The following is a 23039-nucleotide window of genomic DNA, read 5'->3' on the forward strand; positions in this document are numbered from 1 at the left end:
TCAGGTGGTCGACGCGGTGTGCAGCCGACGGGCCTCCTTCACCAACCGGCTCGTGCCGGCGCGCGCGGCCACGTCCGCCAGCCCCGCCACCTCGATGCGGACGCCGGTGGCGCCGGCCGTCTCGGCGGCCAGGGCGAGCAGGTCGGGCGTGCCACGGGGTGCGGTCGACGCGGCCAGCACCGGCGGCAACGCAGCGGCGAGGAGCCGCCACACACTCAGCCGAGCACCGGCCGCGACCGCGTCCCGCAGGGGTGTCACCGCCCGCGTCAGCGTCACCTGGTTGTCCGCCGCCAACGTGCCCAGCTGACCTCCGACGCCCGGGGCGTCCAGCTCACCGGCCGAGGCCAGCATCAGGAGAGCGTCGAGGGCGGCGACCCGGTCCGCCTCGTGTCGGGCGCACAGCCCGTACGCCAGTGCCAGGTCGACGGCCGGGCCGCCGACGCCTGTGCACTCGGCGAGTTGCGGCAGGACCGCGCCGAGCCCTTCGGCGTCCTCCTGCGCGGCGCTGGCGAGACCGGGCAGGAGGCGAGCGGCGACCAGACCCCGATGCCCCGGCAGCAACGCCGGCCACAGGTCGCTCCAGTCGGCGGGCCCCTGCCCGATCGGGCGGACCGGCACGGTGAGCAGGCCGATCGGGTCCGCCACGCCCTCCGGCGGACCGGTCGCGACGAGGGTACGCCGCGCGGGCAGGTGGTCGTAGCCGTAGTCGAACCCGTGGCGGCGCTCGCGCCGACCGACCGTGACCACCTCCTGCACGGGCGCCGCCAGGGCTGCCCCGCGGAGCCAGCCGGCCAGTTCGTCTCCGGCTGGTGTGCCGAGCGCCGCGGCGCGGGTGGCCAGGGCGTCGTCCACGCCGACGGGCAGCCGCAGCAGGGCCTGGGTGAGGTCCCACCGCCAGACCGGCCGGTCGCCGAGCGCGTCCAACCGTTCGTAGAGCGCCACCGGGTCGATGGCCCCGGTGGTGGACGTCGGAGCGGCCAGCAGCCCGGGGTCGTTCGTGCCGTCCAGACGCTGCCCGATTTCGGCGAGCCGGGCGCAGTAGAGCTGCGTGAGCGGAGGCCGCTGGGACGGAGCGACCGCCGAACGGCGTCGGAAGAGCCGGTCCCTCCAGGTCACCGATTGCCGGAGGATGCGGGCCCACTGGTCGCGCCGATGGTGAGCCTCCGTCGGTGCGGCGATGGCCAGCAGCACACCGTTGAACTGGGCTCTCAGGTTGAACGTCGCCCAGCTGCCGTTGTGCGCGCGGATCTCCGCGCGCCGCAGCACCGGCGGTAGGGCACTTGCCAGCCCGTCCCGCTCGCGGGTGGCCAGTCGGACCAGCCCGTCGAGGACCCGCTCCAGCGTCAGCGCGGGCCACTGTCGACCGAGCAGCCCGGTGATCTCCTCCACCAGCTCGTCCACGTCGGTGATCGGCGGCGGCACGAGCGCGGGCGACACCGGCGGCGGCAGTTCGTCGCCGGCCACCGCCACCGTGACGGTGGCGACCGGCCGGTGGCCGTGTCGCCGCGCCAGGGCCAGCGCGCGGTCGCGCAGAGCAGCGGAGGGTTGGGCGGCACCCGACACCAGGGCCTCGGCGATGTCGGCCGCCCGGTCGGGGTTCTGCCGGGCCAGTCGGTCCAACCAGGACAGCTGGGCCCGCACCAGCGCCTTCTCCGGTCGACCCAGCACGACCCGCGCGGTGTCCAGCACCGACTCGAGGTCCAGGTCGCCGCCCGCGTCACGCAGCGCCCGCTGCGCCAGGCCGGCGACCGGCCCCGGCGCGTCGGCCAGCAGCCGCAGGTACGTGCTCGCTCGCGCCGTCACCTCGGCCGGCGTGGGAGCCAGCAGGTCGTGCAGGGTGAGGAACGGACGCAGCGAGGTCGGCCGATCGCCGCGCAACAGGCGGCCGAGGGCCCCGTCGAGCAGCGTGGACCGGTCGAGTCGCCCCTCGGCCGCGAGCGCCACCAACGCCGGGGGCACTCCCTGCCCGGCGCCGTTGAAGGTCAGGTCGGTGCCGATCCCGTCCACCTCGAACAGCCGGGGCAGCAGTGCGTCGAGGTAGGGGTCGGCGCGGAGCCGCTCGACAAGTGTCTGTGGCCGGCTCTCGAATCGCGCCGCCCACAGCGACTGCGCCCAACCGGCGACGAACGCGTCAGTCGTGGGGGGCGCTGCCTTCTCCGCCAGCAGCAGGCCGGCGATGAAGTGCCAACCGTCCCACGAGCGGCTGCGGGGCAACCGCTTGGCCAGCCGGTAGGCCACCTCGGCCAACCAGGGCACACCCCGCAGGCGGGCCGCCGCGATCACCGGCCGCGGGTCGGCGTTACCCAGCTCGACCGAGCGCCGGCCGAGCAGGGCGGCGACCTTGGTGGCGGTGCTCAACGTGCCCACCGCGGCGACCGCCAGGGTGGTCGCCTCCTTGTCCACCCACCAGGTATCCCGCCGGCTGCGCACATGGGCCGTCAGCTCGGCGCCGAGCGTCCGCCGGGCCGGCTCGTCCAGCGTGCCCAGCAGCGCGCCGACGGCGGACACGTCGCCGAGGCTCAGGCACCTGAGGAAGTGGGTCACCGCCCCACCCCCATGACGGCGGACACGAGCAAGTTCCGGTACGTCTGCACGGCGCACACCGTAGAGCAACCGACCGACACGAATGCGACAGCGAACGGCCGACCCGGGACCGCGCCCGGGGCTCAGTTCGCGGCGGCGGGCGGCAGGACCTCGTCGGCGCGGTAGGTGCCCAGCGGCATGACCACCGGCTCGGGGCCGGTGGCGTCGACGAACGGGGTGGGCGAGTCGGCGACAGCGAACTGGGTCCGGTACAGCTCGGCGTAGAGCCCGCCGACGGCCACCAGCTCGTCGTGCCGGCCCCGCTCGACGATCCGCCCGCCGTCGAGGACCAGGATCTGGTCGGCGTCGCGCACTGTGGAGAGCCGGTGCGCGATCACCAGGGCGGTACGCCCGGTCAGCGCCACCGCCAACGCCCGTTGCACCGCCGCCTCGCTCTCCGAATCCAGGTGGGCGGTCGCCTCGTCGAGGATCACGATCGACGGTGCCTTGAGCAGCAGCCGGGCGATCGCGATGCGCTGCTTCTCGCCGCCGGAGAAGCGGTAGCCGCGTTCTCCAACGGTGGTGTCCAGACCATCGGGCAGTGACCGGACCAGGTCGGCCACCTGGGCGCCGGCCAGCGCGGCCCAGATCTCGTCGTCGGTGGCGTCCGGCTTGGCGTAGCGCAGGTTCTCGGCGATCGTCTCGTGGAACAGGTGCGAATCCTGGGTGACCACACCGATCTCGTCGCGCAGGGACGCCAGCGTGGCGTCGCGTACGTCCACCCCGCCGACCAGCACCTGGCCGTCGCTGACGTCGTAGATGCGGGAGATGAGCATCGAGAGCGTCGACTTGCCGGCGCCGGAGGGGCCGACCAGCGCGACCATCTGCCCCGGCTCCACGCTGAACGAGACGCCCTTGAGCACCGGTTCGTTGACGGTGCGGTCGAGCGTGGCGACCTCCTCCAGCGAGGCGAGGGAGACCTCGGCGGCGCTCGGGTAGCGGAATCGCACGTCGCGGAAGTCGACCCGGCCGGCCCCCCGGGGCACCGGCACCGCGTCGGGCTTCTCCACGATGCCCGGCGCGAGGTCGAGCACCTCGAAGACCCGGTCGAACGAGACCAGGGCGCTCATCACGTCCACCCGGACGTTGGAGAGCGCGGTGAGCGGGCCGTACAGGCGGGTGAGCAGCAGCGCGAGCGTCACGACGGTGCCCGCGCTGACGCCGCCGGTCACCGCCAGCCACCCGCCCAGGCCGTAGGTGAGGGCCTGCGCCAGCGAGGCCACCAGCAGCATCGCCACGAAGAACGTGCGGGAGTACATGGCGGACTGGATGCCGATGTCACGGACCCGTTCGGCCCGGCCGGCGAACCGTCGTGCCTCGATCTCGGGCTGACCGAAGAGCTTGACCAGCAGCGCGCCGGCCACCCCGAACCGCTCGGTCATCGTCGCGTTCATCTTGGCGTCGAGGTTGTACGCCTCCCGGGTGATGTCGGCCAGCCGCCGACCCACCCGACGGGCCGGGATGATGAAGATCGGCAGCAGCACCAGCGAGAGCGCGGTGATCTGCCAGGAGAGGGTGAACATCACCGCTGCGGTGAGCACCAGCTGGATGACGTTGCTGACCACGCCGGACAGGGTGGAGGTGAACGCCCGCTGGGCGCCGAGCACGTCGTTGTTGAGCCTGCTGACCAGGGCGCCGGTCTGGGTACGGGTGAAGAACTGCAACGGCATCCGCTGCACGTGGTCGTAGACCCGGGTGCGCAGGTTGAAGATGATGCCCTCGCCGATCCGGGCGGAATACCACCGTTGGGCGAGGGAGAGCAGCGCGTCGGCGACCGCCAGGGCGGCGATGAACAGGGCCAGCCGCACCACGAGTCGGCCGGCCTCGGTGCCGCCCCGGTTGATCGCGTTGATCACGTCACCGGCGAGCACCGGAGTGGCCACACCGATGATGGCGGCCAGCACCACGGTGGCCAGGAAGACGACGATGTCGCGCCGGTAGGGCCGGGCGAAGGCGACGATGCGGCGGGCCACGCCGCGCTTGAGCCGGTGGGTGGCGACCTCGTCCCGGTTGCGCATCGACCGGAGCATGCTCCACCCGGCCATGCCGCCTCCGGACATCGGGTTGGACATCGCTCACCTCCGGGTTGTCGGGCAGACCGCGTCGTCAGGTCAATTCTCCCGACGACTGTGACAACCTCGGTCGTAACCCGGATCTTCCCGTGCGGTCCTTACCTATTCTCCGCGGCCCGCCAGGTCGCGCAGCCGACGGGTCTGTGCCTCCCGCTCGGCGCGCTGCTGCTCGGCGTGCGACCGCCCAGCCGCGCCGGCGAGCAACGCCTTGATCTCCACCACCGCGTCCCGGGCCCCGGCGAGCAGACCAGCGGTCAGGTCCCGGACCGCCTCGTCCACCTCGGCCGGCGGCACGACGAGGGTGGCCAGCCCGATCCGGTCCGCCTCGGCGGCGTCCAACCGGCGGCCGGTCGCGCAGATCTCCAGCGCCCGGGCGTAGCCGACCAGCTCGACGAGGCGCTTCGTGCCGGCCAGGTCGGGCACCAGGCCAAGGGTCACCTCGGCCATCGACAGTTTCGCGTCGGCGGCGAGAACACGCAGGTCACAGGCGAGCGCGAGTTGGAAACCCGCACCGATCGCGTGGCCCTGCACGGCCGCCACCGAGATGACGTCCGGACGGTGCAGCCAGGTGAAGCCGGCCTGGAACTCCGCGATGCGCTCGGCACACTCCTGCTCGGGCAGCGTGGCCAGCTCGGCGAACGAGCCCGGGCCGGAAGCACCGGCCACCGCGAGGTCGAGGCCGGCGGAGAACGCACGCCCCTCGCCCCGGACCACCACCACCCGCACGTCGCCGGGCAGGTCGCGGGAGAAGTCGCTCATCGCCCGCCACATGGCAGGCGTCTGGGCATTGAGCACGTCGGGCCGGCACAACGTCACCGTGGCAACCGGCCCGTCGCAGGTCAGCCGAACCCCGGTCGCCTCGGCGGTCACCGGGCAACCCGGGGCGCGGCGCTGGTGGACGACGCTGAGGGGCGGGTCACGCCTTCTTGCGGCGTCGGGCACCACCGCGCTGACGCAGCTGCACCCCGGACTCGGTGAGCACTCGGTGGATGAACCCGTAGGAACGGCCGGTCGAGGCCGCCAACGCGCGGATACTTTCCCCCGAGGTGTACCGCTTTACCAGGTCCTTGGCGAGCGTCTGACGCTCGGCTCCGACGATCCGGCGACCCTTCTCAGTGCTGGTGGCTGTGCCAGTGGCTGCCATGCTGTGTCCTCACGTCCCAGACTGTGCGGTTCGGATACGGTCCCACCTATTAGACCGCCTCGAACGATCATGCGCCAGATATCAACTCTTCGCCAACCGACACGCTATGCAATGTCAGCTTCCCGATAGAGTGATCCTGGCAATCGGCCCCGTCCGGCCTCCGGGCGTACCCCCCGAAGGCGACGGCTGTCGCCGACGAGCCGTAACCTGCCGTCGTGATCGACCTGTTCAGCACGGCGGCCGGAGCGGCTGTGGTGTTCGCCGCTACCGACATCGACGACATCGTCATCCTGACGCTGTTCTTCGTCGCGGCCCGCACCACCGGCCGACCCCGCCCGTTGCAGATTGTCGCCGGCCAATACATCGGAATCGGCGCGCTCGCGCTGGCGAGCGCGGTGGTGGCGGCCGGGTTGCTCGTGGTGCCGGACCCGTGGACAGGGCTTCTCGGCCTCCTGCCGATCGTGCTGGGCGTCCGCGCGCTACGGCACTCCGACGAGGACGACACCCCCACCGTCGTCACTGGAACGCTCGGTGTGGCCGGGGTGACGATCGCGAACGGCGCTGACAACGTGGCCGTCTACGTACCCGTCTTCCGGGCCCTCGGCGTGGCCGACAGCGCGGTGTTCCTCCTGGTCTTCGTGGTGCTCATCGCGGTGTGGTGCGCCGTCGGCGCCTGGCTGGGCGGCCACCCCAGGGTGGTCCGGTTGGTCGAACGCGCCGGCCACTGGCTGGTGCCGACGATCTTCGTCGGCATCGGCGTGGTGATCCTGGTCAGCTCCGGCGTTCTCGGCCGACTGGTCGACCTGCTCGGCTGAGGGCCGGCCAAGAGCTTGATCAGGCCAGCTCGACCAGTTCGAGCAGGTCGTCGCTCCAGGCGTCCTCGTCGCCGTCGGGCAACAGGATCGCCCGGTCCGGCTTGAGCGCGAGCACAGCGCCCGGGTCGTGGGTGACCAGGACGATCGCGCCCGGGTAGTTGGCGATCGCGTCGAGCACCTGCTCCCGGCTGACCGGGTCGAGGTTGTTCGTCGGCTCGTCGAGGAGCAGCACGTTGGCGCCGGAACAGACCAGGGTGGACAGCGCCAGCCGGGTCTTCTCGCCACCGGACAGCACCCCGGCCGGCTTGTTCACGTCGTCACCGGAGAAGAGGAACGCACCGAGGATCTTGCGCAGGTCGGTGTCGGACTGTTCGACGGCGGCGGCGCGCATGTTCTCCAGCACCGTCCGCTCCACGTCCAGCGTCTCGTGCTCCTGGGCGTAGTAGCCCAGCCGCAGCCCGTGACCCGCGTGCACCTCGCCGGTGTCCGGACTGAGCAGCCCGCCGAGCATCCGCAGCAGCGTCGTCTTGCCGGCACCGTTGAGCCCCAGGATGGCGACCCGGGAGCCCCGGTCGACGGCGACGTTGACGTCGGTGAAGATCTCCAACGAGCCGTACGACTTGGACAGGCCGCTCGCGGTGAGCGGGGTCTTGCCGCACGGCGCGGGGCTGGGGAAACGCACCTTGGCCACCCGGTCGGCGACCCGCACCTCCTCCAGGCCGGAGATCAGCTTCTCGGCGCGGCGGGCCATGTTCTGCGCGGCGACGGTCTTCGTCGCCTTGGCCCGCATCTTGTCGGCCTGCGCCATCAACGCGCCGGCCTTCTTCTCGGCATTGGCCCGCTCCCGGCGGCGACGCCGCTCGTCGGTCTCCCGTGCCTCCAGGTACGCCTTCCAACCCAGGTTGTAGACATCGACGACCGAGCGGGTGGCGTCGAGGAACCAAACCTTGTTGACCACCGACTCCAGCAGGGCGCCGTCGTGGGAGATCACGATCAGGCCGCCCTTGTGGTTGGCGAGAAAGCCGCGCAGCCAGGTGATCGAGTCGGCGTCGAGGTGGTTGGTCGGCTCGTCGAGCAGCAGGATGCCGCCGCCGTTCTCACCGGCGTCCCGGAACAGGATCCGGGCCAGCTCGATGCGGCGCCGCTGACCACCGGAGAGGGTGCCGATGGTCTGCGCGAGCGCCCGGTCCGGTAGACCGAGATTGGCGCAGATCCGGGCGGCCTCGGCCTCGGCGGCGTACCCGCCCAGGGCGGCGAACTGGTCCTCCAACGCGCCGTAGCGCCGGACCAGCTTGTCGTTGGCGTCCTCGGCGAGCTGGGCCTCGATCTCCTTCATCTGCGCCATCAGGACGTCCAGGCCGCGCGCCGACAGCACCCGGTCGCGGCCGGTCACCTCGAGGTCGCCGGTGCGAGGATCCTGGGGCAGGTAACCGATGGCGCTGCGCTGGTCGATCTGACCGGCGTACGGCTGTCCCTCGCCCGCGAGCACCTTCAAGGTGGTGGTCTTGCCGGCGCCGTTGCGACCGACCAGGCCGATCCGGTCACCGGGCTGCACCCGCAGCGTGGTGTCGGACAGCAGGATGCGGGAACCGGCACGCAGTTCCAGGCCGGTGGCAGTGATCATGGTGTCGGGCTCGCTCTCGGGGTCTGGAAGGCTGACTCGGGGCACGCGAAACGGCCGGCGGGCTCAAGAGGCCCGACGGCGCGGGGCGGTTCAGCCTTCGCAGCGCAGCACCCGACAAGTGTACCGGGCGCTCACGAACGACCCGCTCGGATTACCGATCAAGATCATCGGGTACCGGAACGCCTGTCCGGACCCCGTCCGGCACTTGATGGACGAAACGACACACACAAGACACTCTCACCGGCATACGGCGATCGGGGTCACCATGGAACTCAACGAGCGGGCCGAGCTCGACACCTCCCAGGCCAACGACCTGGGCCGAGGCAGCGGCGGGTCAGGCGGCGGCATCGGCATCCCCATCCCCGGCGGCGGTGGCCGGGGCGGCATCATCGGCATCGTGGTGGCCGTGCTCATCGCCCTGCTCGGCGGCGGCTTCGGTCTCAACGCCATGACCAACGGCGACGACGGCGGCCAGGCCGGGGGCGGCGACCTGGACCAGGTGTGCTCCACCGCCAACCCCGACCGTCTCGACGACGCACGCTGCCGCAACCTGCTCTACGTCAACAGCATCCAGGCGTACTGGAAGACGGCGTACCCGGAACTGGGCAAGGGCGACTACGAGGCCACCACCACCAACTTCTTCCAGGCCGCCGTGAACACCGGCTGCGGGCAGGCCGACTCGGGCGTCGGCCCGTTCTACTGCCCGGCCGACCGGAAGGTCTACATCGACCTGAGCTTCTACGACGAGCTGGCCTCCCGCTTCGGGGCCAAGGGCGAGTTCGCCCAGCCCTACGTGCTGGCCCACGAGTACGGCCACCACGTCCAGAACCTGCTCGGCACCAACGCGAAGGCCGGCCAGGGCGACCAGAGCGGCCCCGAGTCCGCCTCCGTGCGACTGGAGTTGCAGGCCGACTGCTACGCCGGCGCCTGGGCCAAGCACGCCACCGAGAGCAAGGACAAGACCGGCCAGGAGCCGCTGTTCACATCCATCACCCAGACCGACATCAGCGAGGCCGTCCAAGCCGCCGAGGCGATCGGCGACGACAGCATCCAGGAACGCTCCGGCGGCCGGGTCAACCCGGACCAGTTCACCCACGGCACGTCCGAGCAGCGCAAGCGCTGGTTCACCCAGGGGTACGACAGGGGCGACCCGAAGGTCTGCGACACCTTCGGCACCGACCAGCTCTGACGTCCCCCGCCCCACCCGACCCGCCCCGTCGGCGCCGATCGCGCTGGCGGGGCTAGTCGAGCTTCGAGACCTGGTAATGCGCGATCAGCCAGTCGTCGTCGACCCGCCGCACGACCACGCCGAGGTGCACGCTCAGGGCAGGACGGTCGGTGAAACCGAAGCGCACATCCAGGTAACCGAGGAGCAGGTCGTCGGCGAACCGGCGGACCTCCCGGACGTCGTACACGGCGGTCAGGCCGAGCGGCTGGGAGGCGTAGTACGCGGCGACCCCGGCCCGGCCGACGGTGTACGGACGCAGCCCCTGGAAGATCGCGTCCTCGGTGAAGGACGACGCGACGCGCTCCGGCTCGTGGGCGTCGACCGCCGACGCCCACCGGTCGAGGACGGTACGCAGGATCTGCTCGTCGGACATGGTGACCTCCCTGCTAGGCGGCGCGGGTCATCGGGCCGGCTGGCCCGGGTCGTTCGGGTGCGGTGTCAACGGCGTGACGCTCTCCCGCCGCCACGCCCGCAACGGCATCGACGCGAGTACCGCCTCCAGGGCCTCGGCGTCGTCGGCCTGGAACAGCCCCCAGGTACGCCACTCCCCCGGCGCCAGCGGCGGTCGCCACAGCCGCAGGAGGCTGCCCTGCGCCGTCAGTTCGGCCGAACGCGCCGCCTCCCGCGTACGCATCGCGGCGACCCCGTCCTCCGACGTGCCCTCCGGCACCGTCGTCACCATGTCCACCAGAAACTCCACGTGCCCATCCTCCGTCCGGCGGCGCGGCGACAGGCCGGGAACCCCGTTTCGCGTGGCGGTCGTCTCCCGACCTCAGCCGGGTTCCGGGTCACGCAGCCGGATGTGCACCGCCCGCGCCGCGGTCACCGCCGCGACGAGCACCGCGTGCCGTGGCTCCGGCACGTCGAGCAGCCGCTCCGCGCGCAGCGGCACGAGCGGGGCCAACCGCCGGTCGGCCAGCACCGTGTCCACCGCCCGCCGGTCCCCGCCGCAGACCACCGCGGTCAGCCTCGCCACCTCCGGCAACAGCAGCCGTACGGCCAGGTCGGCGGCGTCACCCATGGCGGCCTTCGCCTGGTTGTCGCGCCGCCGGGCGAACCGCTGCTGTGACCATCCCCCTGCGGCGGTGCGCCCCTGCACGTAGCGACTGTCCACCTTGGAGACCACCAGGTCGACGCCATCGGCCACGCCGACAGCCACCGCGCCCTTGCGGGCCAGCAGCAGGCCGATCCGGCGGGACGCGACAGCGGCGGCCACGAACCCGGCGACGTCGTCGCCGGCCGGCGCACCGGGTGGGGCGTACAGCTCGGCGGTCGCCCCGTCGTCGGCGGTGAGCAGCAGCCCGTACTCCCGCACCGTTGTGGTGTGCGGGCCGTGCCGGTCGGCGAAGCCCTCGACCCAGCGGCCGACGCGGGCCGGGTCGACCTCCACCCAGCGACCACCTCCGGCTGCGGGTCGACTGGTCATCGCCCGACCGTACGGCACGGCCGGGTGGGCGGGCCGCTCAGCCCGGCAGCAGCGCGACCACCGCCAGCGCGGCGATCAGCGCGCTGGAGACCAGGCCGGTGACCAGCCGGCCGCGGGGACTGCTCAACGCCCGACCGACCACGGTGCCGCCACCGGCGATGAGCAACTGCCAACTCGCCGACGCGAGGAACACGCCCGCCACGAAGAGCACCGCCGCGCCCGCTCCCGCGCTGGCGGTGTCCCGACGACCGAGCACCAGCGCGGTGAAGTACAGCACCGTCGCCGGATTGAGCAGGGTCAGCCCGAGCAACGCCGCGTAGGCCCGCCCTGGAGTGCTCAGCCCTCCGCCGACGGGTGCCGTCGGCGTCCGCCGTGACCGGTGCGCGGACCAGGTCCGCCCTAGGCCGTGCGCGGCCAGGCCCAGCAGGACGACGGCCGCTACCACCCGAAGCGGCCCGGCCACCGGCGCGACGAGCCCGGCCAGCCCGGCGCCACCGAGAGCGGCGACCGCCGCGTAGAGACCGTCGGCCGTCGCCACCGCGAGCGCCGCCGCGGCACCGACCCGGAACGAGGTACGGGCGCTGAGCCCCAGGATGAGGATCGCGATCGCGCCGACCGGGATGGCGACGCCGTAGCCGGCCACCAGACCGGCGAGGAACGCCCCGGTCACGGCCGTCGGTGGTGCGTCGAGGCTCGCCGCCGGACCGGCCGCTGTCGACGCACGGCAGTCGCCGCACGGACAGGGACCTGCATCGGGTACGCCTCAATCACACGCGCATCCTGCGCGCCGAAGCCCCGCCCCCGCCACCGCTTTTCCCCGCCACCGCTTTTCCCCGCCCCGCGCCCCCGCGCCCCGCGCTCGCCCCGCGCTCGCCCCGCGCCTCGCGCCCCGCGCCGCCGCCGGCCGCGCCCAAGATCGTCACAACATCGGGGATGTTGCTGCCTCCGACGCGCGGGAGACACCAACATCCCCGATGTTGCGTGGATCTCGGCGACGAGGACTCGGCGCTGGGCGGGGCGCGGCTCTGTCAGCCCTTTTCGGCGGACCACTGGGGGTCGCGGCCGAGGTAGGCGAGGAGGGCGCTGACCTCGTCGGCTTCCGGGCCGGTGGTGAGCGCCGGGGCGTACGCGCCGTAGTTCCGGAGCGGCTCGACGATCTGCCGAGCGACCACCAGCAGGGGGCGGGCCAGGTCGTCGCCGAGCGGGGACGGCTGGCCGGTGGCCGCCGCGATGTCCCACGCGTGCACTGCCGCGTCGAGGGCGCACGCGACGGCGCCGACGTGGGCCGGGAGCTTGCCCTGGGGCAGCGGCGTGGGCACCTGCGGGTTGTCGTCGGCGACACCCGCCCAGGCGCGGGCGGATGCGTCGAGGGCGGCGTGCAGGTCGACCAGCTTGTCGCCCTCGATCCGGCCGGAGGGCGCGAACGGGTCCTCCGTCGGCCCGGGCCCACCGACGATCGCCGACGCGAAGGCGAGCTGGTCACCTGTCGCGTGCTGGAGCACCTGGGTGACCGTCCACCGCTCGCACGGGGTGGGCCGGTCCCAGGCGTCGGCCGGAACGCCCTCGACGGCCGTCCGGAGCGCCGTGTGCGCCTCGTCGAGCACGATCCGCCACTGCGCCGCTGCCATCTCGCTCATCGTCCTGACCCCTCCGCCGATCCCGTCAGACGAGCGGTGTCCCCACCCGTCTGCGGAGCGGAATGTTCCGCTCCGTTTGCTGAGATCAGCCTATCAGACCGGAACGATCCGTTCCACCGTCGGAGCCGAGAGACTGAGAAAGCATCGAGCGCGGCACCCCGGACGGGGTACCGCGCTCGAAGATGGTCGAACGGAGTCGGGTCAGACGTTGAAGCCGAGGGAACGGAGCTGGTCCCGACCCTCATCAGTGATCTTGTCCGGGCCCCACGGCGGCAGCCACACCCAGTTGATCCGGATGTCGTTGACCAGCCCGCCCCCGGGACCGGTGGTCAGCGCCTGCCGAGCCTGGTCCTCGATCACGTCGGTCAACGGGCAGGCCGCCGAGGTGAGCGTCATGTCCAGGGTGGCGACGTTCTCGTCGTCGACGTGCACGCCGTACACCAGACCCAGGTCGACCACGTTGATGCCCAACTCCGGGTCGACGACGTCCTTCATCGCCTCCTCGATGTCGGCGATCATGGCCTTGCTGACGCCGCCCGCCGGGGTGCCGGCGTCGCCGGGCTCCGTCGCGGCGTCGTTGGTCGCCACGGCGTCGGTCTGCGGCGTCGCGGTGGCGTCACCGGCCTCCGGCGTCGCTGCGGTTGCCGTGTTCTCGCTGCTCATGCCATCACTCCGCTTCGCTCCGTGCCGCCACCGGGCAGCACTGCGCTGCACCAATTGTTCCCGCTCATGCCGTCACTACGCTGCGCTCCGCGACGCCATGAGGCCGCGCTGCACCACCGATTCACTCGCTGACGCTCGCTCATGCCATCGCTCCGCTGCGCTCCGCGACGCCATGAGGCACCACCGCGCTGCACCACCGATTCACTCGCTGACGCTCGCTCATGCCGTCACCTCCGGGTTGACGCCCACGCCGGCACGTGCCGCGGCGTCCTTGAACGCCATCCACGGCAACAGCGCGCACTTGACCCGGGCGGGATAGCGGGCCACACCCGCGAAGGCCACGCCGTCACCGAGCACGTCCTCGTCCGGCGTGACCTGGCCACGTCCGGACATCAACTCCACGAACGCCTCGTGCACCTCGAATGCTTCCCCGGTGCCCCGACCGCGCAGCAACTCGTGCAGCACGCTCGCCGAGGCCTGGCTGATCGAGCAGCCCATCCCGTCGTACGAGACGTCGTGCAGGACCGTGCCGTCGGTGGCCACCCGGACGGTGACCTCGTCACCGCAGGTGGGGTTGACGTGGTGCGCCTCCGCGACCCGGTCGCCCGAGTCCTCGGCGTCGCGCAGTCCACGCCCGTGCGGGCGCTTGTAGTGATCCAGGATGATCTCCTGGTAGAGCTGGTCGAGCTGCATCAGTCGAACACCTTCTTCACCTGCTCCAGACCGGCCACCAGAGCGTCGATCTCCTCCGTGGTGGTGTAGAGGTAGAACGAGGCCCGGGTCATGGCCGGGACCCCGAACCGGCTGCACACCGGCTTGGCACAGTGGTGACCAACCCGCACCTGCACGCCGAGCGAGTCGAGCACCTGACCCACGTCGTGCGGGTGCACGTCGCCGAGCGCGAACGAGATGGTGCCGCCCCGACCCACCGGCACGGTCGGGCCGAAGATCCGCAGGTCCGGCACCGAGGCGAGGGCGTCCAGCGCGTACGCCGTCAGCTCCTTCTCGTGCCACTGGATGGCGCGCATCCCCACGCTGGTCAGGTAGTCCACCGCCGCGCCCAGCGCGACCGCCTCGGCGATCGGCGGGGTGCCCGCCTCGAACCGGGCCGGCGGCGCGGCGAACGTCGAGCCACCCATGGTGACCGTCTCGATCATCGAGCCGCCACCCATCACCGGCGGCATGGCCGCCAACAGCTCGCCCCGGCCCCAGAGCACGCCGATGCCGGTCGGCCCGCACATCTTGTGACCGGTGAACACGATGTAGTCGGCGTCCAGGTCGACCACGTCGATGGGCAGGTGCGGCACCGACTGCGAGCAGTCCAGCAGCAGCAGCGCGCCCACCTCGCGGACCCGGGCGGTGATCCGGGCGGTCGCGTTGACGGTGCCGAGGATGTTGGAGGTGTGCACCAGCGAGACGATCTTCGTCCGTTCGGTGACCAGGTCCTCCAGGCCCGACTCGTCGAGCCGGCCCTGGTCGGTGACCGGGAACCAGCGCAGGGTCGCGCCCGTCCGCTCGCAGAGCAGCTGCCACGGGACGATGTTCGAGTGGTGCTCCATCTCGGAGATCACCACCTCGTCGCCGGGACCGAGCCGGAACCGGGGGTCACCGTCGGGACGCAGCGAGGCGTTGGAGAAGGCGTACGCCACGATGTTGATCGCCTCGGTGGAGTTCTTGGTGAACACCACCTCGTCGACGCTCGGCGCGTTGATGAGCGCGGCGACCTTCGCCCGCGCCCCCTCGTACGCCTCGGTGGCCTCGGTGCCCAGGGTGTGCACCGAGCGCGAGACGTTGGCGTTGTGCCGCGCGTAGTGCTCGTCGAGCACGTCGAGCACCTGGCGCGGTTTGTGGGAGGTGTTGGCGCTGTCGAGGTAGACCAGCGGGTGCCCGTTGATCTCCCGATCGAGGATCGGGAAGTCGGCGCGCACCCGGGCCACGTCGAAACGCGGCACGTCGTCGTACTGCGGCATCCCCTCGGGGATCGCGATGCTGGTCATCTCGGCAGCGCCTCTCCCGCTCAGGCCTTGGCCGTGCCGGCCCCGGCGGCGTACCGCTCGTAGCCCTCGGCCTCGAGCTTGTCGGCCAGCTCGGGGCCGCCCTGCTCGACGATCCGGCCGGCCACGAAGACGTGCACGAAGTCCGGCTTGATGTAGCGCAGGATCCGCGTGTAGTGGGTGATCAGCAGCACGCCGGTGTCGCCGGTGTCACGGACCCGGTTGACGCCCTCGCTGACCACGCGCAGCGCGTCCACGTCGAGGCCCGAGTCGGTCTCGTCGAGGACGGCGATCTTCGGCTTGAGCAGCTCCAGCTGGACGATCTCGTGCCGCTTCTTCTCACCACCGGAGAAGCCCTCGTTGACGTTGCGCTGGGCGAACGCCGGGTCCATCTGCAGGCGCTCCATCGCGCCGCGCAGCTCGCCGCCCCAGGTGCGCAGCTTGGGAGCCTCGCCGTCGATGGCGGTCTTCGCGGTGCGCAGGAAGTTCGCCACCGAGACGCCGGGCACCTCGACCGGGTACTGCATGGCCAGGAAGAGGCCGGCGCGGGCACGCTCGTCGACGGTCATCGCGAGAACGTCCTCGCCGTCGAGGGTCACCGTGCCGCCGGTGATCTCGTACTTGGGGTGACCGGCGATCGAGTACGCCAGGGTGGACTTGCCGGAGCCGTTCGGCCCCATGATCGCGTGGGTCTCACCGGAGCGGACGGTCAAATCGACGCCGGCCAGGATCGGCTTGAGCTCACCCTCGGGCAGCTTGACCGACACCTTCAGGTCGCGGATCTCCAGGGTGCTCATTATCGGGTCACTCCATTACTCGGCGTCAGGCTGAGGTAGATGTCGCCGTCGCGGACTTCGACGGGATAGACGGGGACGGGTTCGGTGGCGGGCAGCCCGCTCGGCTCGCCGGTGCGCAGGTCGAAGCGCGAGCCGTGCAGCCAGCACTCCAGCGTGCAACCGTCGACCTCTCCCTCGGAGAGGGCGACCGCGGCGTGCGAGCACTCGTCGTACGCCGCGTAGAAGGTGCCGTCCTCGCCGTGCACCAGGGCGATCGGAGTGCCGTCGACGTCCGCGCTGATCGCGGTGCCCTTCGGCACGTCCTCGGTGGAGCAGATCCGGATCATCAGGCGCCGGCCTTGGTCAGCCGGGCCTCGATCGCGTCACCGAGACGCTCGCGCAGCGACTCCACCGGGATCTTGTTGATCAGCTCCGCGAAGAAGCCGCGGACCACCAGACGACGGGCCTCACCCTCCGGGATCCCCCGGGCCATCAGGTAGAACAACTGCTCGTCGTCGAAGCGGCCGGTCGCGCTGGCGTGGCCGGCGCCGGCGATCTCGCCGGTCTCGATCTCGAGATTGGGTACGGAGTCCGCCCGCGCGCCGTCGGTCAGCAGCAGATTCCGGTTGATCTCGTACGTGTCGGTGCCGGTCGCCTCAGCCTGGATCAGCACGTCGCCCACCCAGACGGTGTGCGCGTCCACGCCCTGCAGGGCGCCCCGGTAGCCGACGTAGCTGCGGCAGTCCGGAACGTTGTGGTCGACCAACTGCCGGTGCTCCAGGTGCTGGCCGGAGTCGGCGAAGTAGACGCCGTACAGCTCGGCCTCGCCACCCCGACCCGTGTATTCCACGCTGGTGAACTGCCGGACCAGGTCACCACCGAGGGAAACCTGGATGTGGACGACCTTGGCGTCCCGACCCAGCTTGACCTTCAGGTGCTGGGCCTGGACCGCGTCGTCGGCCCAGTCGGCGATCGTGACCAGGGTCAGCTTCGCGCCGTCGGCAACCAGCACCTCGACGTTGTCGGCCAGGGTGGCCGACCCGACGTGCTCCACCACCAGCGTCGACTCGGCGAAGCGACCCACCTCGACGAAGGTGTGCCCGAACGCCGGCTGCTCGGCGCCCGTACCGACCACCCGCAGGCGCACCGGCTCGCCGAGCACCGCGTCGGGGTCCACCCGCACGAGCAGGGTGTCGGTAGCGGCGCCGTAGGCCAGCGCGCTGACCCGGTCCACCGGGGTCAGCACGCTCCCGACCCGCTCGTCGTCACGGCCGACCCGGGTGATGGCCACGCCCTCGGGCAGGTCGCCGTACTCGTGCCGGACCGTGCCGGCCGCGGCCGGCACGTCGCCCGTCAGACCACGGAGACGCTTGAGCGGGGTGAAACGCCAGTCCTCCTCCAGGCCGGTGAGGGCCGGGAAGTCGGCGACGTCGTACGAGCGCAGCGCCTGCGACTTGGTGCTGGGCGGCGGCGCGGAAGCCTGGGTAGTCATCTCTTCCTTGGTCTGTCATGAATCGGAGGGTCGAAGCGGGCTGGACCGGACCCGGCGTACCGGGTCCGGGTCCGGCCTTGGCCGGGCGGAGGCGGCGTCAGCCGACCGCGCCCTCCATCTGAAGCTCGATCAGACGGTTGAGCTCCAGCGCGTACTCCATCGGGAGCTCCTTGGCGATCGGCTCGATGAAGCCGCGGACGATCATGGCCATCGCCTCGTCCTCGCTCAGGCCCCGGCTCATCAGGTAGAAGAGCTGGTCGTCGCTGATCTTGGAGACGGTCGCCTCGTGCCCCATCGCCACGTCGTCCTCGCGGATGTCGACGTACGGGTAGGTGTCCGAGCGCGAGATCGTGTCGACCAGCAGGGCGTCGCACTTGACAGTGCTCCGGCTGTGGTGCGAACCCTCCAACACCTGGACCAGCCCGCGGTACGAGGTGCGGCCGCCGCCACGGGCGATCGACTTCGACACGATGGTGCTGCTCGTGTGGGGCGCCGCGTGCACCATCTTGGCGCCGGCGTCCTGGTGCTGGCCCTCGCCGGCCATCGCCACCGAGAGCACCTCACCCTTGGCGTGCTCGCCGGTCATGTAGACCGCCGGGTACTTCATCGTCACCTTGGAGCCGATGTTGCCGTCGACCCACTCCATGGTCGCGCCCTCGTGGCAGACGGCACGCTTGGTGACCAGGTTGTAGACGTTGTTCGACCAGTTCTGGATGGTCGTGTACCGGCAGCGCGCGTTCTTCTTGACGATGATCTCCACGACCGCGCTGTGCAGCGAGTCGGAGGAGTAGAGCGGCGCGGTGCAGCCCTCGACGTAGTGCACGTACGCGCCCTCGTCGACGATGATCAGCGTCCGCTCGAACTGGCCCATGTTCTCGGTGTTGATCCGGAAGTAGGCCTGCAGCGGGATCTCCACGTGCACGCCCTTCGGCACGTAGATGAACGAGCCACCGGACCACACCGAGGTGTTCAGCGCGGCGAACTTGTTGTCGCCGACCGGGATCACCGTGCCGAAGTACTCCTTGAAGATGTCCTCGTGCTCCTTGAGGGCGGTGTCGGTGTCCAGGAAGACGACGCCCTGCTCCTCAAGGTCCTCACGGATCTTGTGGTAGACGACCTCGGACTCGTACTGCGCCGCCACACCGGCGACCAGCCGCTGCTTCTCCGCCTCCGGGATGCCCAGCCGGTCGTAGGTGTTCTTGATGTCCTCCGGCAGGTCCTCCCAGCTGGTGGCCTGCTTCTCGGTGGACCGCACGAAGTACTTGATGTTGTCGAAGTCGATCCCGGTGAGGTCCGCGCCCCAGGCCGGCATCGGCTTGCGGCCGAACAGCCGCAGGCCCTTCAGGCGCAGGTCGAGCATCCACTCCGGCTCGTTCTTCTTGGCCGAGATGTCCCGCACCACCGCCTCGTTGATGCCGCGCTGGGCAGCTGCCCCGGCGGCGTCCGGGTCGGACCAGCCGTACTCGTACCGGCCCAGGGCGGCGAGCTGCTCTTCCTGGGTCAGGGGCTGGACGATCTGCTCGGTCATTTATCTGTCCTCACAGTGGTGACGGGATTACCGGATTGAACACGGCCCGGCTGGGTCGGAATGTGCGTGGTGCACACTCCGTCGCCGTGCGCGATGGTGGCCAGGCGCTGCACGTGGGTGCCGACCAGACGGGAGATCACCGCGGTCTCGGCCTCGCACAGCTGGGGAAACTCGGCGGCCACGTGCGCCACCGGGCAGTGATGCTGGCAGAGCTGACCGCCCGAGGCGATCGTGGTCGCGTTGGCAGCGTAACCCTCGGCGGTGAGCGCCGCGGCGAGTGCCTCGGCACGCGCGAGGGGATCGTCGCCGGCGTCCTCCATGGCCGCTCGGCAGCGGGACTCAAGAGCGGAAACCTGCTCGGCGGCGAACGCCTCCACCGCGTCCGAACCGCCGCTGCGGGCGATCCAGCGCAACGCGGCGGTGGCCATGTTGTCGTAGTGGTGTGTGCCACAGCGGACCCGCCCGGCCTCGGTCAGCCTGAAAACCTTGGCCGGACGTCCCCGGCCACGGCTGCCCTGAACGGTCTGCTCGCGGGCGTACACGTCACCGTCGGCGAGCATCGCGTCCAGGTGTCGGCGGATCGCCGCCGGGCTGAGCCCGAGGGCCACGCCCAGCTGCGCGGCGGTGGTGGCACCCCGCTCCAGCAGCAACTGGGTGACCCGGTCCCGGGTGGAGATCTCGGCGGCCGTGGCCACTGACGGGCTCACGACGGGCGCGGACGTGGGCGCACCGACAGCCGGACCGGCCGTCGGCTGCTGCCCGGAGAGCGCCGCCGCGTTTTTCACAACGCCAACGTTACGTAATTGCCCGGACTGTCGCAAACCCGGGTCCCGGTGATCCGAACCACCGCGTCGCCGGAGTCGGACGAACCTCGATCACTACGGTGCGTAGGATTTGCGCCGTGAACCGAATCGCCCGTCCGGTCTCCGGCACCCTGCTGCGCCGCCTCGCGCTCACCTCGATCATCGCGAACGTGGGGATCGTCGTCACCGGCGGGGCCGTCCGGTTGACCGCCTCGGGCCTCGGGTGCCCCACCTGGCCCCGCTGCACCGACGACTCCTACGTCACCACACCCGAGATGGGCGTGTACGGGGTGATCGAGTTCGGTAACCGGATGCTGACCTTCGCGGTGGGCCTCATCGCGCTGGCCACCCTGCTCGCCGTGCTGGCGTACCGACCCCGCCGACGCGGGCTCCTCCCGCTGGCCGTCGCGGTCTTCCTGGGCATCCCCGCCCAGGCGGTGATCGGGGGTATCACCGTGCTCACCAACCTCAACCCGTGGGTGGTCGGGCTGCACTTCCTGGCCTCGATGGCGGTGATCGCCGCCGCGTACGCCCTCTGGCGGCGCATCGGCGACCCCGACGGCCCGACCGTGCCCACCGTGCCCACGCCGCTGCGCACGCTGGCCCGGGTCACCACCGGCGTCAGCGTCGCGGTACTGGTCATCGGCACCTGGGTCACCGGCAGCGGCCCGCACGCCGGCGACCACGGCGCAGCCCGCAACGGGCTCGACCCGGAGTCGATCTCGCAGGTGCACGCGGACGCCGTCTTCCTGCTGATCGGCCTCTCTGTGGCGTTGATCTTCGCGTTCCGCGCCGTCGGCGCGCAGCGCGCCACCCGCGCCGCGATCGTCCTGCTCGCCGTGGAGTTGAGTCAGGGAGTGATCGGCTTCGTGCAGTACTTCACCCACGTGCCGGCCCTCCTGGTCGGGGCGCACATGCTCGGCTCCTGCCTGGTGCTGCTGGCGACCCTGTCCGTGCAGTGGTCCACCCGGGAACGTCGGCCGGTCACCGCGGCACCCCAGGCCACCCCGGCCGACGCCGCCACCCCGATCCCCGTCACCGCCTGACAACGCCCAGCGCGCCCCGCGCCCCGCGCCCCGCGCCCCGCGCCCCGCGCCCCGCGCCCCGCGCCCCGCGCCCCGCGCCCCGCGCCCCGCGCCCAAGATCCTCACAACATCGGGGATGGTGCTGCCTCCAGCCCGCGGGAAGCAGCAACTTCGGGGATGTTGCTGTCTCAGGCACGCGGGAAGCAGCAACATCCCCGTTCTTGCGCGGATCTTGACGACCAACACCGCCACCGGCCGACCGGAAGCGGATCCCGAACGCCGGCAGCCGTCAAGGTCACGCTCGATCAGGGATGTAGTGGCCTCGGCGACGCGCCGACCCCCTACATCAATGATCGAGCACGATCTTGGTCCGATTCCCTCGTCACCGCGCTCAGCACCCGATCACCCTGCCCAAGATCCGCGCAACAACGGGGAAAGTGCTGGCTCGCCGGGCCCTGAGGCCGCAACCTCAGCGAAGTTGTGCGGATCTTGCGACACCGACGCGGCTCTTGGCCGTGCGGGCACCGGGCAGCGGCAACGCCCGAGCGACAGCGCGGCAAAGGTTGGGTCAGCTATGGCGGGCCAGGTGGGTGGTGATCGCGTCGGCGAGCCGTTCGGGGGCGCCGTCGGCGTACCCGATGAAGAGCGACGGCTCGGTCAGCTCCAACTCGACCAGGACCGGCTCGCCGTCCGGGCCGGGGATGAGGTCGACCCGGGCGTAGAGGAGCTGCCGGGTGCCGCCGGGGACCGCGGCGAGGGTCTTCTCGGCCACCGCGAGTTGGTCGGGTCGGGCGGTACGGGAGGTGATCTCCTCGGCCTTGTAGAGCCCGTCGGGGCCGAGGTCCGGGCCGGTCAGCATGGGGCCCTTGCGGATCGCGTGGCTGAACGCCAGCCCGTCCGGGCCGGCCAGGAAGAGCAGCGCTGTCTCGCCCTCGGTGTCGACGGCGCGCAGGTACGGCTGGACCATGGTCACCCGGCCGGCGTCGGAGAGCCGGCGGACGTGCGCGGCGGCGAGGTCCCGGTGCTCCGGGTCGGCCAGGTCGTACCGGCCGGTGTCCTGGCTGCCGGCGCTGACCGAGGGCTTGAGCACGTACTCGCCGGCGTCGGCGGGCGGCTGCCAGCTCTCCCCCGGCTCGACCCAGGACGTCGGCACGGTCGGCACTCCGGCGGCGCTCAGCTCGGCGAGGTAGCGCTTGTCGGTGTTCCAGCGCACCACCTCGGCCGGGTTGACCAGCAGTGGGACCGTGGCCGCCCAGGCGACGAACTCGTCGCGGCGCAACGCGTAGTCCCATGGTGAGCGGAGTACGACCAGGTCGTAGGAGGACCAGTCGACGTCGGGGTCGTCCCACACCGGGGTCTCGACGGTGACGCCGCGGGCGGTGAGCGGGGCGACGACCAGCCGGTCGTCCGGGTCGAGGTCGGCCAGATCGGCACAGGTGACGAGAGCGACCCGGGGTTCCCCCCGGGTCGACTGGTGATGGATGGTCAATTCAGGTGTCTATTTCAGCGGGCCATCGTGCGCCGGGCCATCGACCGCCAGAGGTCGTTGCTCGGACGCATCTGGTCCATCAGTTCACGCTCCCAGGCGTTCTCGACGGCGACTCCCGCCTTGGCGCACGCCTCCCGGGCGGTGACGGTGTCGTCGGCGAACTGGTCGCCCCACTCACCGTCGGCACCGACCAGGACGATCCGCGCGCCACGCTTGCCGACGTACTCGATGACCGCCTTGGCGCCGCCGTGTCCAGCGGCGAACGCCTTGAGCCCTGCAACCAGGCCCTGGGGCGTCTGCTCGCCGGCGGTCTGCTCGGCCGTCAGCGTCGTATCGGAACCATCTGCCATGACGCGAAGCCTAAGCAGACTCGCACCCTTCCGTGCGAGAACCATGAACCTTTTGTGATGCCAATTACCTACAGGTTTAAGGCTCACCACAGACTTACTGTCCGGTTATATACCGACTTTTGCGCCCAAACAGCGTCGACATTTGAGCATCCAACCACCGCAGGTTGAGCCCATCGGACTCATGCTGAAAGTTACTCTGATGTGACGTTAAAGCCGGACAACTCATCTACGGCCATGATTAATCAGGTGATCACCGGCGTCGATCCGATCAGCCAGGTGCGATCGGGGCGATCAGAGCCACGCGGTGATCGGGTCAGATCAAAGCACACGACGATCGCATCAGATCAGAGCCGCGGGCCCGCCCGCAAACACACCGGCAGGCGGGCCGGA

Annotated in this window: 23 protein-coding genes; 3 read left to right on the forward strand and 20 right to left on the reverse strand. The window is 71.2% G+C overall.

The genetic code is table 11. The features are described from left to right. From O7631_RS28345 to O7631_RS28360, 4 genes are all read right to left on the reverse strand, one after another. Nucleotides 1-2544 carry a DUF6493 family protein gene (locus O7631_RS28345; protein ID WP_278147075.1) on the reverse strand — a complete coding sequence of 848 codons (2544 nt, stop codon included), beginning with the start codon at nucleotides 2542-2544 and terminating at the stop codon, nucleotides 1-3. Nucleotides 2545-2666: 122 nt separating this feature from the next. Further along, on the reverse strand, nucleotides 2667-4643 hold the full coding sequence (locus O7631_RS28350; RefSeq protein WP_278148047.1) for an ABC transporter ATP-binding protein: 1977 nt from the start codon (nucleotides 4641-4643) through the stop codon (nucleotides 2667-2669). 114 nt (nucleotides 4644-4757) lie between these two features. Then, a complete protein-coding gene (locus O7631_RS28355; protein WP_278147076.1) occupies nucleotides 4758-5525 on the reverse strand; it encodes an enoyl-CoA hydratase/isomerase family protein in 768 nt (255 codons plus the stop codon). 46 nt (nucleotides 5526-5571) lie between these two features. After that, nucleotides 5572-5799, reverse strand: a complete 228-nt coding sequence (locus tag O7631_RS28360; RefSeq protein ID WP_007462679.1) for a helix-turn-helix domain-containing protein — start codon at nucleotides 5797-5799, stop codon at nucleotides 5572-5574. Nucleotides 5800-6014: 215 nt separating this feature from the next. Between O7631_RS28360 and O7631_RS28365 the strand changes: the two genes are divergently transcribed. Next, a complete protein-coding gene (locus O7631_RS28365; RefSeq protein ID WP_278147077.1) occupies nucleotides 6015-6614 on the forward strand; it encodes a cadmium resistance transporter in 600 nt (199 codons plus the stop codon). A 19-nt stretch (nucleotides 6615-6633) separates the two neighbouring features. Here O7631_RS28365 and O7631_RS28370 read toward each other — a convergent pair whose 3' ends face one another. After that, nucleotides 6634-8238, reverse strand: a complete 1605-nt coding sequence (locus O7631_RS28370) for an ABC-F family ATP-binding cassette domain-containing protein (protein ID WP_278147078.1) — start codon at nucleotides 8236-8238, stop codon at nucleotides 6634-6636. A gap of 265 nt (nucleotides 8239-8503) precedes the next feature. On the opposite strand from O7631_RS28370, the gene O7631_RS28375 reads away from it, so the two are divergent. Then, complete coding sequence (locus tag O7631_RS28375) at nucleotides 8504-9427, forward strand: neutral zinc metallopeptidase (RefSeq protein WP_278147080.1); 924 nt, start codon at nucleotides 8504-8506, stop codon at nucleotides 9425-9427. A gap of 52 nt (nucleotides 9428-9479) precedes the next feature. Here O7631_RS28375 and O7631_RS28380 read toward each other — a convergent pair whose 3' ends face one another. The 13 genes from O7631_RS28380 to O7631_RS28440 form a co-directional block, all read right to left on the reverse strand. Beyond that, the gene (locus O7631_RS28380; protein WP_278147081.1) at nucleotides 9480-9839 is read right to left on the reverse strand and encodes an SgcJ/EcaC family oxidoreductase; all 360 of its coding nucleotides are present in this window, start codon (nucleotides 9837-9839) and stop codon (nucleotides 9480-9482) included. 27 nt (nucleotides 9840-9866) lie between these two features. Beyond that, nucleotides 9867-10166, reverse strand: coding sequence for a muconolactone Delta-isomerase family protein (locus tag O7631_RS28385; RefSeq protein WP_278147082.1), 300 nt, complete (start codon nucleotides 10164-10166; stop codon nucleotides 9867-9869). Between the two features lie 72 nt (nucleotides 10167-10238). After that, on the reverse strand, nucleotides 10239-10892 hold the full coding sequence (locus tag O7631_RS28390; protein WP_278147083.1) for an acVLRF1 family peptidyl-tRNA hydrolase: 654 nt from the start codon (nucleotides 10890-10892) through the stop codon (nucleotides 10239-10241). Between the two features lie 37 nt (nucleotides 10893-10929). Beyond that, entirely contained in the window at nucleotides 10930-11562 is a 633-nt protein-coding gene (locus tag O7631_RS28395; RefSeq protein WP_278147084.1) for a LysE family transporter, read from the reverse strand. A gap of 358 nt (nucleotides 11563-11920) precedes the next feature. Next, entirely contained in the window at nucleotides 11921-12529 is a 609-nt protein-coding gene (locus O7631_RS28400) for a TIGR03086 family metal-binding protein (protein WP_278147085.1), read from the reverse strand. 201 nt (nucleotides 12530-12730) lie between these two features. Continuing rightward, the gene (locus O7631_RS28405) at nucleotides 12731-13192 is read right to left on the reverse strand and encodes a metal-sulfur cluster assembly factor (protein WP_278147086.1); all 462 of its coding nucleotides are present in this window, start codon (nucleotides 13190-13192) and stop codon (nucleotides 12731-12733) included. A 219-nt stretch (nucleotides 13193-13411) separates the two neighbouring features. Beyond that, nucleotides 13412-13885, reverse strand: a complete 474-nt coding sequence (sufU, locus tag O7631_RS28410) for a Fe-S cluster assembly sulfur transfer protein SufU (protein WP_269683217.1) — start codon at nucleotides 13883-13885, stop codon at nucleotides 13412-13414. Next, nucleotides 13885-15189 (reverse strand): cysteine desulfurase, encoded by a 1305-nt coding sequence (locus O7631_RS28415; RefSeq protein ID WP_278147087.1) that lies wholly within the window; start codon nucleotides 15187-15189, stop codon nucleotides 13885-13887. The genes sufU and O7631_RS28415 overlap by 1 nt, the downstream gene beginning before the upstream one ends. 20 nt (nucleotides 15190-15209) lie before the next feature. Continuing rightward, on the reverse strand, nucleotides 15210-15983 hold the full coding sequence (gene sufC / locus O7631_RS28420; RefSeq protein ID WP_278147088.1) for a Fe-S cluster assembly ATPase SufC: 774 nt from the start codon (nucleotides 15981-15983) through the stop codon (nucleotides 15210-15212). After that, nucleotides 15983-16309 (reverse strand): non-heme iron oxygenase ferredoxin subunit, encoded by a 327-nt coding sequence (locus O7631_RS28425; RefSeq protein WP_088988559.1) that lies wholly within the window; start codon nucleotides 16307-16309, stop codon nucleotides 15983-15985. Before O7631_RS28425 ends, sufC begins: the two co-directional genes overlap by 1 nt. Beyond that, entirely contained in the window at nucleotides 16309-17454 is a 1146-nt protein-coding gene (gene sufD / locus O7631_RS28430; RefSeq protein WP_278147089.1) for a Fe-S cluster assembly protein SufD, read from the reverse strand. Before sufD ends, O7631_RS28425 begins: the two co-directional genes overlap by 1 nt. Before the next feature lie 97 nt (nucleotides 17455-17551). Further along, a complete protein-coding gene (gene sufB / locus O7631_RS28435; protein ID WP_278147090.1) occupies nucleotides 17552-18982 on the reverse strand; it encodes a Fe-S cluster assembly protein SufB in 1431 nt (476 codons plus the stop codon). Then, a complete protein-coding gene (locus O7631_RS28440) occupies nucleotides 18979-19689 on the reverse strand; it encodes a transcriptional regulator (RefSeq protein WP_278148048.1) in 711 nt (236 codons plus the stop codon). Before O7631_RS28440 ends, sufB begins: the two co-directional genes overlap by 4 nt. Nucleotides 19690-19865: 176 nt before the next feature. On the opposite strand from O7631_RS28440, the gene O7631_RS28445 reads away from it, so the two are divergent. After that, nucleotides 19866-20831: a COX15/CtaA family protein gene (locus O7631_RS28445; protein WP_278147091.1), complete on the forward strand. Its 966-nt coding sequence runs from the start codon at nucleotides 19866-19868 to the stop codon at nucleotides 20829-20831. Between the two features lie 547 nt (nucleotides 20832-21378). On the opposite strand, the gene O7631_RS28450 is transcribed toward O7631_RS28445, so the two are convergent. Beyond that, nucleotides 21379-22299: a hypothetical protein gene (locus tag O7631_RS28450; protein ID WP_278147092.1), complete on the reverse strand. Its 921-nt coding sequence runs from the start codon at nucleotides 22297-22299 to the stop codon at nucleotides 21379-21381. A 14-nt stretch (nucleotides 22300-22313) separates the two neighbouring features. Beyond that, nucleotides 22314-22649, reverse strand: coding sequence for a hypothetical protein (locus O7631_RS28455; protein ID WP_088988554.1), 336 nt, complete (start codon nucleotides 22647-22649; stop codon nucleotides 22314-22316). Nucleotides 22650-23039: the final 390 nt, after the last annotated feature.

Source organism: Micromonospora sp. WMMD967, from assembly GCF_029626165.1.
Taxonomy (GTDB): Bacteria; Actinomycetota; Actinomycetes; order Mycobacteriales; family Micromonosporaceae; genus Micromonospora; species Micromonospora taraxaci.